The organism is Achromobacter arsenitoxydans SY8 (genome assembly GCF_000236785.1).
GTDB lineage: Bacteria > Pseudomonadota > Gammaproteobacteria > Burkholderiales > Burkholderiaceae_B > Achromobacter > Achromobacter arsenitoxydans.
Genome location: NZ_AGUF01000028.1, coordinates 25901 through 38592 on the forward strand (window position 1 = coordinate 25901; position 12692 = coordinate 38592).

Below are 12692 nucleotides of genomic sequence, written 5' to 3' on the forward strand. Positions count from 1 at the left end.
GCCGGGGTGCGCCGCCGCGGGAACATCCGCGGCGGCGTCTCGCAGCGCTTACTTCTCGATGTAGACGTCGTCGAACGACTCATTCAGGCCGATGGCCGTCTTCACCAGGTTCTTCACGTTGGCGCGGTAGAGCGTGGGGAACTCCATGTCCACCATGAAGCCGTTGGCCACCTCGTTGACCAGGGTCGTCTGGATCTTGCTGTAAAGCTCCTGGCGCTTGGCCGGGTCGACCTCGGATGCCGCAGCCTCCCATTGCTTGTCGGTCTCGGGGTTGCTGTAGCCCTGCACGTTGGCGAAGGGCGAGCCCTTGACGATGTTCGACGAGATATACAGCCGCTGCACGCCCAGCGCGGGATCGCCGTACTGGTAGGTGAAGTTGGTCGTCAGGTCGAAGTCCCAGTTGCCGGTGCGGCTGGCCCAGCCGCCCGCGTCGGTGGATTCCAGGTTGACCTTGAAGCCCAGCTGTTCAAGTGCCTGCTTGGTGTATTCGCCCAGACGGTCCCAAGTGGAGCCATAGGGGAAGCTCAGTTGGCGGATCGTGTAGTCTCCGGGCTTGATGCCCGATTCCTTGATCAACGCGCGCGCCTTCTTCATGTCGAACGCCATGGCCGGCATGTTCTTGTCGTAGAACATCTCGGTGGTCACGAAGGGGCTGGTCGACACCTTGCCCAGGCCGAAGAAAATGTTGTTGACCACCATGTTGCGGTTCATGGCGGCCATGACGGCCTGGCGCACCTTCAGGTTGTCGAAGGGCGGCTTGCGCATGTTGAAGATCAGATAGGCCTGCGGCGAAAACATCTCCCAGCCGCTCGTGGTGTATTCCACCTTGGGCAGCGCGCGCAGGCGCTTGATGTCGACGTTGTCCACGTCGCCGCCGCGCAGCACGTCCACGCTGCCGCGCTCGAACGCCACGGCGCGCGAGGCCGCGTCGGGAATCACGTTGAACACGAGCTCATCCAGGTACGGCATGCCCGGCTTCCAGTAGTCGGGGTTGCGCGTCAGCTTGATGTATTCGCCGCGCTTCCATTCCTTGAACATGAACGGCCCGGTGCCCACCGGCTTCTGGTTGGCCGGGTTGGTCATGTAGTCGGTGCCGGCATACAAATGCTTGGGCATCATCGGCGCAAAGCCCGGCTCGAACATCAGCATAAAGGCCGGGAACGGCGACTTCAGCTTGATGACCACGGTCTTGGCGTCAGGCGCCTGGACCGAATCGACGAACTTGTTCAGGATGACGCGGGCGCGCGCATGGGTCTTGGGCAGCATATCCGCTAGCGAAAACACCACGTCCTCCGACGTGAAGGGCTTGCCGTCATGCCACTTCACGTTGTCCTGCAGATGGAAGGTGTAGGTCAGGCCGTCGGCGGAAGCCTCCCACGACTTGGCCAGGCCGGGCTGCGGCTTGAGGTCGGTGGAATACGTCAGCAGGCTTTCGTAGATCTTGCCGGCGACGAACTGGGTCGGCCCCTGCTGGTTGATGGCCGTGACGATCACGGGCGGTTCGGGCTGGACGATCATGTTCAGCGTGCCGCCCTTGGTCTGGGCCAGGGCCTGTGTGGCGGGCAGCGCGGCCGCTAGGACCAGTGCGCCGATGCTGAGGGAGAACCATTTTTTCGATTTCACTGCGAGCCTCCGGGCTGGAAAGGGACTGACAGGCGGCCGCTCGTGCGCGGCGTATGCCGTGCCGGAATAAGCAAACCTCATGCCACCTGCGTTTCTGGGGTACTGCGGGTGGAGCTGCTGCAACAATGCTTCGTTCAGGTGCTTCGTTCAGGTGCTGGGTAAGGCGCCGCGCACCAATGCGGCGAAATCAGTGGTGCATGGGGGGCGCGACGGGTCAACGCCCAGTGCGCGTCGGCGGAGGGCGCGCGCGGCGGCGCCTGGCCCGGGCAAGGCGCCAGGGCGTCGAATTCGGCGGCAATGCGTTGAGTGTCCGGCTGCAAGTTTTTCCCCTTTGCATTTTTATTGGACGAATCAGGCGTGCGGTCTACGGCATGATCGAGCGGGCTTCGCGGCTACACGGTGATGTCGATCCACGTGGTTTTCAGATCGCTGTACTTGTCCAGCGCGTGCAGCGATTTGTCGCGGCCGAAGCCGGACTGCTTGACGCCGCCGAAGGGCACGGTGATGTCGCCGGCGGCATAGGTATTGACCCAGACCAGGCCCGCCCGCAGGCGGCGCGACAGGCGATGCGCCCGCCCCAGGTTCGCAGTCCAGAGGCCGGCGCCCAGGCCATACGATGAATCATTGGCCAGCGCGATGGCCTCGTCTTCGGTATGGAAGCGCTGCGCCGCCAGCACGGGGCCGAAGATCTCTTCGCGGACCAGCTCGCTGCCGGCATCGACGCAGTCGAAGATGGTGGGCTCGATGTAGAAGCCGCCGGTGTCGGTGCGGACCTGGCGGCCGCCGATGCGCAAACTTGCGCCCTGGCTGGCGCCGGCCTCGATGCGCGCCATCACCGAGCGCGTCTGCCGTTCGTCCACCATGGCGCCCAGCGTGGTTTCGGGATCCAGCGGGTTGCCCGGCTGCATGGCGGCGGCGTGCGCGGCCACCTTTTCCATGAAGGTTTCGTAGATGGAGTCGTGCACGTACAGCCGGGAGCCCGCGATGCAGACTTCGCCCTGGTTCGAGAAGATCGCCAGCGCGGCGATAAGCGCGGCGCGGTCCAGGTCGGGGCAGTCTTCAAAAATAATGTGGGGGGACTTGCCGCCGCATTCCAGCCAGACTCGCTTCAGGTTGGATTCGCCGGAATAGCTCATGAAGCGCTTGCCGGTGGCGGTTGAGCCGGTAAAGGCCAGGCAGTCCACATCGGGGTGTACGCCCAGTGCGCGGCCCGCCACCGGACCCGTGCCGGGCACCACATTGAAGACGCCGGCCGGGATGCCGGCTTCCTGCGCCAGCGCGGCCAGGCGCAGGGCGCTCAACGAGGACTGTTCGGCGGGCTTCAGGATGACGCTGTTGCCCGCGGCCAGCGCGGGCGCAACCTTCCAGGCCGCCATCAGCAGCGGGTAGTTCCACGGAACCACGGCGGCCACCACGCCGACCGGCTCGCGCGTGACCGTGGCAAGCGCGTCGGGACCGGTGGGCGCGATCTCGTCATACAGTTTGTCGATGGCCTCGCCGTACCAGGCGTAGGTCTGAACGGTTTCGGGCAGGTCGAACGCCAGCGCGTCGCGGATGGGCTTGCCCATGTCCAGGGTTTCGATCAGCGCCAGTTCTTCCGTGTGTTCGGAGATCAGGGCGGCCAGCTTCAGCATGCGCGACTTGCGCTCGCGCGGCGCAAGCGCGGACCAGACGCCGCTGTCGAACGCGCGGCGGGCCGCGGCCACCGCCCGGTCTACGTCGGCCTGGCCGCAGGCGGCCACGTCGGCCAGCTTGCGGCCGTCGATGGGGCTGGTGGCGGGGAAGGTGGCGCCGTCGGCGGCGTCGGCGTAGGCCCCGTCGATGTAGGCCTGGCCGCGCAGCGTCAGCGCTTCCGCCTTTTGCTGCCAGTATTCAAGAGTGTGCTGTGACATAGGCGATGACCTTGCAGAGGGCGCTAGCGCGCGCCGTTGGCCCGAGCCACCATGGCGTCGAGCAGTACGTTGCAGCCGGCTTCCAGGTGCTCAGGCTGCGCATCTTCGATTTCGTTATGGCTGACGCCGTCCTTGCAGGGCACGAAGATCATCGCGGTGGGCGCGACGGCGGCCATGTACACGGCGTCGTGCCCAGCGCCGGTGACGATGTTCATGGCGGGCAGGCCGCGGCTGGCGGCGCCCTGGCGGACCTTGTCCACCAGGTCTGAGTCGAAGGGCGTCGGCGGGAAGTACTGCACGTCCTTCACCTCGACGCGCACGCCATGCGCCACCGCGATGTCGTCGCACACGCGCCGCCACTCCTGGTCCATGCGCGCGAGCGTCGCTTCGTTCTCGTGGCGCAGGTCGGCGGTGAAGCGGACCTGCCCGGGAATGACGTTGCGCGAACCCGGGTGGGCGTGGATCTCGCCCACGGTTCCCCGCCCGTGAGGCTGGTGGGTGTTGGCGATGTTGACGACGGCCTGCAGCAGAAAGCTGGCGGCGAACAATGCGTCGCGGCGGATCGGCATGGGCGTAGGGCCCGCGTGCATTTCCATGCCCGTCACCGTGATGTCGTACCAGCGCAGGCCCAGCGACCCCGTCACCACGCCGATGGTTTTCTCTTCGTGTTCGAGGATCGGGCCCTGTTCGATGTGGGCCTCGAAGTAGGCGTCCACCGGCCGGCCGCCCACCGGGTCCTGGCCCGCGTAGCCGATGGCCTGCAGTTCGTCGCGCACGCTGATTCCCTGCGCGTCGCGCGCGCTCAGCGCCGTCTCAAGGGGAAATTTACCGGCGAATACGCCGGAGCCCATCATGACCGGCACGAAGCGCGAGCCCTCTTCGTTGGTCCAGATGGCCACTTCGAGCGGGGCTTCAGTGATCACGCCGGCATCGTTGAGCGTGCGCATGACTTCCAGACCGGCCAGCACGCCGTAGCAGCCGTCGAACTTGCCGCCGGTGGGCTGGGTGTCGATATGGCTGCCGGTCATGACCGGCGGCAGGCTGTCGTCGCGGCCGGCGCGGCGGGCAAAGATATTGCCCACCTGATCCACGCGCACCGCCATGCCGGCATCTCGCATCCAGCCGGTGACCAGGTCGCGGCCCTGGCCGTCCAGCGCGGTCAGCGCCAGGCGGCAATTGCCGCCCTTGGGCGTGGCGCCGATCCGAGCCAGGTCCATCAGCGACTGCCACAGCCGGTTGCCATCAATGGACAGAGTAGGGGAAGTCATAGGTCGCCTTGGTGAATGGGGGGGAGGTCGGGTGTGGGATGGCGGGCGCACGAAACGGCGGCCCTCGTGCGGGCTGGCGTCAGGTGTCCGGCGGGATCTTTCCGGGCGCATCGCCGAAGTCTTCACGCAGGCGAGCCAGGATGCCCAGCAGGTGCGCATGCATCGCATGGCGCGCCCGGATGGGGTCGCGCGCCATGAGGGCCGTCAGAATGCGCTGGTGTTCGGCATGGGCCGTTGCCCAGACCTTGGCGTCGACGAAATAGTCCTGCATCCGGCGGTACACGGAGCTGGACAGGGTCAGGCTCCACAAGTGGGCGACGCTGGCGGCCAGCGCCGCATTGCCGCAGGCGGCAGCGATGGCGCCATGGAATTCGCGATCGTGCCGGCCAGGGGAGTCGGTCAGGGACATGCCTTCGTGGGCCTCGCGGATGGCCGCGAGCTGGGCCGGGGTGGCATGCTGGGCCGCCATGCCGGCGCATTCAGGTTCGACGATCAGGCGTGCTTCCAGCAGGTCGAAAGGACCGATGTCGTCCCGGCTGCGAACCGGATCGGCCGCCGCGCCGTCCTTGTCGGCGACGAATACGCCCGTTCCCACGCGCACTTCGACGTAGCCTTCGATCTCCAGTGCGATCAGCGCTTCGCGAATAGATGCGCGGCTGACCTGCAACTGCTCGGCCAGATCCCTTTCCGATGGCAGCCGCCGCCCGCGGGGGAAATCGCCCGCTTTGATGCGGCCGGCGATCTGGTCGGCGATCATGCGGTACAAGCGGGTGACGGCAACGGCTTGGAAGGTGCTCATCGGGCGGTTCGCGCAATGGTTGGCCTGGTGGTCAGGCCACTAATATAGGCACCTCGATATTGAAATAAAAGGAAAATCCGGCGAATTCAGGGAAAACGATGTGAGGGATTTCACCTCTTTTCGTCTGGTGGTCAGGCCAGTTAAGACGGGATCGGACACCGCAGCGGGAGGCGGCGTCCGGATAGCGCTATTGCGCGTCTTCGTCGGGGTCGGGCGTCTGCGTGAAGGCGCGCACCAGGCGCGCGATGCCGTCGAGTTCATCGTGTGCGCCCAGCACCCATTCCGGCTTGTCAAACGGGCTGTCCGCGGGTGTGCGGTCCAGGTTCGCCTTCAGGTCATCAAGCAGTTCCAGGGCCATGTCCGTGGCCTGCGGGCTGCTGCGGGTGGATAGGGCGATGGCGATCGCCAGCGCCTGGCGCATGGCCAACAGGCGGCCGTCCAATTCGGTGTCCATTTGCATGTCCTTGTTTTGCTTCATGAATGCCTGCATTTTAGGGCCGGACCAAGCCGCTCACGAATTCGTGCGATTTGCCCGCAAACGGGTCTCCGGCTTGGGGTTTGCGCAAGATCAAGGTTCGTTCGCCCGCGCAGGCGAATAATCCAGGTTATGCAAGCCGCTCTACGCCCTCAATCCCTGGAATCGCCGGCGCCCGCCACCGCCGAGCCGCTTTTTCCCCCGCAGCTGCTGGCCCGGCTGGACAAAAACGGGCCGCGTTATACCTCGTATCCCACAGCGGACCGCTATCACGGCGGCTTTGGCGAACAAGACTACCGCCTGGCGCTGCAGCAGCGCCGCGCCGCCAGTCCGGCTGAGCCGCTGTCGCTCTACGTCCACATCCCCTTTTGCGAATCCGTCTGTTACTACTGCGCCTGTAACAAGGTGGTGACTCGCCACCATGACCGCGCCGCCCGCTATCTGGACGCCTTGTCGCGGGAGATCGCCCTGCACGTGCAAGAGCTGGGGCAGGGCGTGCCGGTATCGCAATTGCACTTTGGGGGCGGCACCCCGACATTCCTCTCCGACGAAGAACTGGCGCGCCTGATGGGCGACCTGCGGGCAGCCTTCCATTTCCAGCCCGACGCCGAAATATCCGTTGAAGTGGATCCGCGCACGGCCACCCCCGAACGCCTGGCGTATCTGAAGCAGCTGGGCTTCAACCGGCTGAGCTTCGGCGTGCAGGACTTCGACAAGCGGGTGCAGGTGGCGGTGCATCGCGTGCAGTCCTATGAAGACGTGGCCGCGCTGATGCATAGCGCAAGGGCGCTGGGCTATGCGTCGGTCAATGTGGACCTGATCTATGGCCTGCCCCTGCAGACCGCAGAATCCTTTGCCCGCACGATCGAGCAAGTGATCGCGTTGCGGCCGGACCGCATCGCGCTCTATGCCTACGCGCACCTGCCCGAACGCTTCAAGCCCCAGCGCCGCATCCACGAAGCCGACCTGCCCGACCGCGCCACGCGCGTGGGCCTGCTCAGCGCCGCAATCCAGGGATTCCTGGCGCAGGGCTACACCTACATCGGCATGGACCATTTCGCGCTGAATACCGACGCGCTGGCCATTGCCAAGCAGCGCGGCGAACTGCACCGCAATTTCCAGGGCTACAGTACGCAGCCTGACCGCGACCTCGTGGCGCTGGGCGTGTCCGCCATCGGCCGCATCGGCAACACCTATAGCCAGAACGCCAAGGTGCTCGACGAATACTACGAGGCCATTGAAGGCGGACGGTTTGCCGTCGAAAGAGGATTGACGCTGAATCCCGACGACCTCGTGCGGCGCGAGGTCATCATGGAAATCATGTGCCAGGGCCGCGTGGATTTCGCGCGTATCGAAGCGCGCCATGGCCTGCGGTTTGGCGACTACTTCAGCCGCGAGCTCTCCCAGATGGCGAGCCTGGCGGAACTGGGCCTGGTCAACCTGCACCCGGGAGAACTGCGGGTAACCGGCCTGGGCTGGTATTTTGTGCGCGCGGTGGCCATGGCCTTCGACGGGTATTTGCGCACGGCCGCCACCGGCGCCAGCTACTCCCGCATCATCTGACGCTGCGCACGGCGGGGCCGTGTGCGGCTATTCCGCAAACTTGTCTCGCAGGTACAGCGCCAGCGACAGGTCGTCGGCAAGCTGCAACTTGCGCATGGCGCGGCGTTTGTGGGTGCTGACGGTTTTCTTGCTGCGCACCAGGCGTACGGCGATCTGGGTGACCGACAGGCCTTGCCTGATGTGTCGCAAAATCTCCACCTCGGAGGTGGTCAGCAGCGCATGAGGTGAAGAGGGCGGCTGGCTGTGGATCTTGCCTTCTTGCACGGATAGAAACGGCGCCTTGCCGCCGACCACTCCCTTGATCATGTCCGGCAGCAGGACCATGCCCCATTGTTTGGCGAGGTAGCCATTGGCGCCCGCGCGATAGGCGGCGTATTCGGTTTCAAGCCGATTCCCCGCGGAAAACGTGATGATCGCCATGTCGGGATGGTAGCGGCGGACGCGCCGCAGGAAGTTCACGCCGTCCCAGGGGTCCAGAGGCAGGTAAAAATCAATGAGGGCCACGTCGCACGGGGTGTGCGCCAATTTTTCCATTAACGTCCGCGCCGAGGTTTCGCGGTGCAGCACCTGAAAGCCCGGCCGCGTTTCCAGATAGGCGCCGACCCCCAGCGCCACGACGGGGTGGTCGTCCAGGATGGCGACGCGGACGACGGGGGGCGGGCGCGACAGTAGCAGATGGCGGCGCGTGCCGGTGCCCCCCGCTGGCGCGTCGCGGGCATCGCGGGGGTGGGGCCGGGTGACTTGCTGGCTGACTCTGAAACAGGATTCATCGTTGCTCCACGGTCGGATGGGACGCTTGCGGGCAGCTGCCGCCATGATGCGGCGCTGGCGCACCTGTCCCGATTGGTCCTAGATTTTGGTCGGCAGATTACGTGCTGGATTGGCCGAGCGGACGCCAAACTAGTCAAAATCAGACCGACGCACGGCGACCCAGCCAGACACGCCAGGATGTTGTCGGGAAAAAAATTAAGGGCTGGGCGTGGGGTCGGCGTATATCCAGCGGACAAACACCAGGTCCGGCGCCGGGTCTCCCAGGGCGCGCCACCGTGGCGTTTTCGCTACGGAAAGGGAGCAAAGGGTGCTACAATCGGCAACGATATATGCAGCTTAACTTGCTGCCGTTGTCTTGCAGCATATTGATCCGCGCCGCACCGGCCGCGCACCAACAGGCCTACCAACCATGCTTTTCCCGCTTGCACGAACTACGACCCGGAACTTTCGCCCTATGTCGCGTTAGTTTTTCGTGCGTCGGGTTTCACCGTGTCAGGTCAGCGGTAGGACTCATCAAGACAATCAAATAAACGCGGCTTTGAGGCCGCGTTTTTCGTTTCTGTTTTTCGATTTTTCAGTTCCAAGAACCCCAGGAAGCACTCCCGATGGTACAGATCACATTGCCCGATGGTTCGCAGCGCCAATTTCCGGGGCCGGTAACGGTCGCCGAAGTGGCGCAATCTATCGGTACGGGCCTGGCGAAGGCTGCCCTGGGCGGCCGCGTGACGTTTGAAGGCGCGGATTCCAAGCTCGTCGACACCAGTTTCCGCATCGAGGGCGATGCCCGCCTGGCAATCGTGACCGCCAAGGACGCGGACGGCCTGGATCTGATCCGCCATTCCACGGCGCATTTGCTGGCTTACGCGGTCAAAGAGCTGTTTCCCGACGCCCAGGTCACCATCGGCCCCGTGATCGACAACGGCTTCTACTACGACTTTTCGTACAAGCGCCCCTTCACGCCTGAAGACCTGGCCGCCATCGAAAAGAAGATGGCCGAACTGGCCAAGAAAGACGAAGTCGTCACGCGCGAAGAATGGTCGCGCGACGACGCCGTCGAATTCTTCAAGGGCATCGGCGAAAAGTACAAGGCGGAAATCATCGCCTCGATCCCGTCCAACGAACCGCTCAGCCTGTATCGCGAAGGCGACTTCATCGACCTGTGCCGCGGCCCGCACGTGCCGTCCACGGGCAAGCTGAAGGTCTTCAAGCTGATGAAGGTGGCGGGCGCCTACTGGCGGGGCGACAGCAAGAACGAGATGCTTCAGCGCATCTACGGCACCGCCTGGGCCACCAAGGAAGAACAGGAAGCCTACCTGCACATGCTGGAAGAGGCCGAACGCCGCGATCACCGCAAGATCGGCCGCGAACTCGACCTGTTCCACTTCCAGGACGAGGCGCCGGGCCTGATTTTCTGGCATCCCAAGGGCTGGGCCCTGTGGCAGCAGGTGGAGCAGTACATGCGCTCCGTCTACCGCGACAACGGCTACCAGGAAGTCAAGGCGCCGCAGATCCTCGATATCTCGCTCTGGAAAAAGACGGGCCACTGGGATAACTACCGTGAAAACATGTTCACGACGGAATCCGAGAACCGCGTTTACGGCCTGAAGCCGATGAACTGCCCGGGCCACGTGCAGATCTTCAACGCCGGCCTGCATTCCTATCGCGAACTGCCCCTGCGCTATGGCGAATTCGGCCAGTGCCACCGCAACGAGCCCTCGGGTTCGCTGCACGGCATGATGCGCGTGCGCGGCTTCACCCAGGACGACGGCCACATTTTCTGTACCGAAGAACAGCTCCAGGACGAGTGCGCCGATTTCACCGCGCTGCTGCAGAAGGTCTACCGCGACTTCGGCTTCACCGAAGTCCTGTACAAGGTCGCCACCCGTCCCGAAAAACGCATCGGCACGGACGAAGTCTGGGATACGGCCGAGGCCGCCCTGATGGAAAGCCTGCGCCGCACCGGCTGCGAATTCGAGATCTCCCCGGGAGAGGGCGCCTTCTACGGCCCGAAGGTGGAATACACGCTGAAGGACGCCATCGGGCGCCATTGGCAGTGCGGCACGATCCAGGTGGACTTTTCCATGCCCGTGCGCCTGGGCGCCGAATACGTGGACCAGAACGACCAGCGCCGTCCCCCGGTCATGCTGCACCGGGCCATCCTGGGTTCCCTGGAGCGGTTTATCGGCATGCTGATCGAAAACCACGCCGGCGCGATGCCTCCGTGGCTGGCTCCGGTGCAGGCTGTCGTATGCTGCATTTCCGAACCTTCGGCCGATTATGCGGCAGAAATCACGCAAAGCCTGAAAAAACAAGGCTTTAGAGTAGAGTCCGATTTGCGCGGTGAAAAAATCACTCGTAAAATTCGGGAGCACAGCCTGCAAAAGGTGCCGTACATTCTTGTCGTCGGCGACAAGGAGAAGCAGAACGGCACCGTAGCCGTACGCGGACTGGGTGGACTGGACCTTGGCGCCATCGCATACGACGACTTCGTCGCGCGACTCTCCGAGGACGTAGCCACCCGTCGCGACGTCAATCAACCTGATAGCAGCGCTGCTTAACATTTCTAGGAGCTTTCAACATCGCCACTGAAAAAGCCAATCGCATCAACGGTGAAATCCGCGTCCCCGAGGTGCGCCTGATAGGTCTGGACGGAGAACAGCTGGGCATCGTCAAGATCGCCGACGCATTCCGTCTTTCCGAGCAAAACGACGTGGATCTGGTGGAAATCGCGCCGAACGCCGAGCCGCCGGTCTGCCGTTTGATGGACTACGGCAAGTTCAAGTACCAAGAGCAGAAGCGCCAGGCCGAAGCCCGGTCCAAGCAGAAGGTCATCCAGGTCAAGGAAGTCAAATTCCGTCCGGCCACCGACGAGGGCGACTACCAGGTCAAGCTGCGCAACCTGCGCCGCTTCCTCGAAGAAGGCGACAAGGCCAAGGTGACGCTGCGCTTCCGCGGCCGCGAAATGGCTCACCAGGAGCTGGGTATGCGGGTGCTTGAGCGTGTGCGCGACGATCTCCTGGAGCTTGCCCAGGTCGAAGCCATGCCGAAGCTCGAAGGCCGTCAGATGGTCATGGTGCTGGCCCCCAAGAAGAAGGCCGTGCCCGCGGGCAAGCCCGAATCGGCGGCCTGAGCGCCGGCCGTACCACTTAAGGCAAGGCTCGGCCTTCCAATACCGCGACCCGCCGTGTCCGCCTCGTGACCGGCGGGTTCGCTTATTGGGCGGCTCTGGGCTACGATGTCATAAAGTCAAGCCGCCTTCCCGCGAGGGGAGGCGGCGTCCGTTCAGGGTGTCGCGATGCATGTTTTGTTCGTTTTGGATCCTTTGCCGCTGCTCAAGGCCTACAAGGACAGTTCCGTCGCCATGATGCGCGCCTTGGTGGCGCGCGGCCATACGCTCAGCGTGGCCATGCAGGGCGACCTCTATATCGAGGCCGGCACGGTCAAGGCCACGACCACGCCGATCGAACTGGTTGCCGACGCCGATCTGCACGGCCATGCCTGGTGGCGCGAGTCCGCCGCGCGCGACCTGCCGCTGGCCGACTTTGGCGCGGTCGTGATGCGCAAGGATCCGCCGTTCGACATGGAATACGTGTATTCCACGCACCTGCTCGAGTACGCCGAGGCGCAGGGCGCCCGCGTGTTCAACGGCGGCGCGGCCATCCGCAACCATCCCGAAAAGCTCGCCATCACCGAAATCAGCGAATTCACGGCGCCTACGCTCGTGACGCGCAACATGGCCCGCCTCAAGGCCTTCCACGACACCCACCAGGACGTGATCGTCAAGCCGCTCGACGGCATGGGCGGCACGGGCGTCTTCCGCCTGCAGCCCAAGGATCCCAACCTGAACGCCATCCTGGAAACCCTGACCGACAATGGCGCGCGCACCATCATGGCGCAGCGTTACATCGCCGACATCGTCAAGGGCGACAAGCGCATTCTGCTGATCGGCGGCGAACCGGTGCCGTATTCGCTGGCCCGCATTCCGCTGGCCGGCGAAACGCGCGGCAACCTGGCGGCTGGCGGGCGCGGCGTGGCGCAGGAACTGTCGCCCCGTGACCGCGAGATCGCCGAGGCCGTGGCTCCCAAGCTGGCTGCCCGCGGATTGCTGCTGGTCGGCCTTGACGTCATCGGCGACTACGTCACCGAGGTCAACGTCACCAGCCCCACCTGTTTCGTGGAAATCGCCGAGCAAACCGGTTTCGATGTCGCGGGCATGTTCGTCCAGGCGCTGGAAAAAGCCGTTGCGGTCAAACCCGCGGCGGCCGGCGCGGTAGCGGCCTGATCTGTGCCGGAACGCCTGA

At 64.4% G+C, this 12692-nt stretch carries 10 protein-coding genes; 4 read left to right on the top strand and 6 right to left on the bottom strand.

From position 1 onward, the window contains the following. Positions 1–48: 48 nt before the first annotated feature. From KYC_RS05890 to KYC_RS05910, 5 genes are all read right to left on the bottom strand, one after another. On the bottom strand, positions 49–1623 hold the full coding sequence (locus tag KYC_RS05890) for an ABC transporter substrate-binding protein (protein WP_008159891.1): 1575 nt from the start codon (positions 1621–1623) through the stop codon (positions 49–51). A 392-nt stretch (positions 1624–2015) separates the two neighbouring features. Next, on the bottom strand, positions 2016–3515 hold the full coding sequence (locus KYC_RS05895) for an aldehyde dehydrogenase (RefSeq protein WP_008159892.1): 1500 nt from the start codon (positions 3513–3515) through the stop codon (positions 2016–2018). A 23-nt stretch (positions 3516–3538) separates the two neighbouring features. Further along, on the bottom strand, positions 3539–4783 hold the full coding sequence (locus KYC_RS05900) for a Zn-dependent hydrolase (RefSeq protein WP_008159894.1): 1245 nt from the start codon (positions 4781–4783) through the stop codon (positions 3539–3541). Positions 4784–4862: 79 nt separating this feature from the next. Beyond that, complete coding sequence (locus KYC_RS05905) at positions 4863–5582, bottom strand: FadR/GntR family transcriptional regulator (RefSeq protein ID WP_008159896.1); 720 nt, start codon at positions 5580–5582, stop codon at positions 4863–4865. A gap of 187 nt (positions 5583–5769) precedes the next feature. Continuing rightward, the gene (locus KYC_RS05910) at positions 5770–6036 is read right to left on the bottom strand and encodes a hypothetical protein (RefSeq protein ID WP_043517704.1); all 267 of its coding nucleotides are present in this window, start codon (positions 6034–6036) and stop codon (positions 5770–5772) included. Between the two features lie 153 nt (positions 6037–6189). On the opposite strand from KYC_RS05910, the gene hemN reads away from it, so the two are divergent. Next, positions 6190–7620: an oxygen-independent coproporphyrinogen III oxidase gene (gene hemN, locus KYC_RS05915; protein ID WP_008159899.1), complete on the top strand. Its 1431-nt coding sequence runs from the start codon at positions 6190–6192 to the stop codon at positions 7618–7620. Positions 7621–7647: 27 nt separating this feature from the next. On the opposite strand, the gene KYC_RS05920 is transcribed toward hemN, so the two are convergent. Beyond that, positions 7648–8436 carry a response regulator gene (locus KYC_RS05920; protein ID WP_081477999.1) on the bottom strand — a complete coding sequence of 263 codons (789 nt, stop codon included), beginning with the start codon at positions 8434–8436 and terminating at the stop codon, positions 7648–7650. A gap of 560 nt (positions 8437–8996) precedes the next feature. Between KYC_RS05920 and thrS the strand changes: the two genes are divergently transcribed. From thrS to gshB, 3 genes are all read left to right on the top strand, one after another. Then, complete coding sequence (thrS, locus tag KYC_RS05925; RefSeq protein WP_008159903.1) at positions 8997–10949, top strand: threonine--tRNA ligase; 1953 nt, start codon at positions 8997–8999, stop codon at positions 10947–10949. A gap of 20 nt (positions 10950–10969) precedes the next feature. Next, positions 10970–11521, top strand: a complete 552-nt coding sequence (gene infC / locus KYC_RS05930) for a translation initiation factor IF-3 (protein WP_076812461.1) — start codon at positions 10970–10972, stop codon at positions 11519–11521. Positions 11522–11686: 165 nt separating this feature from the next. After that, a complete protein-coding gene (gshB, locus tag KYC_RS05935) occupies positions 11687–12673 on the top strand; it encodes a glutathione synthase (protein ID WP_043517679.1) in 987 nt (328 codons plus the stop codon). Positions 12674–12692: the final 19 nt, after the last annotated feature.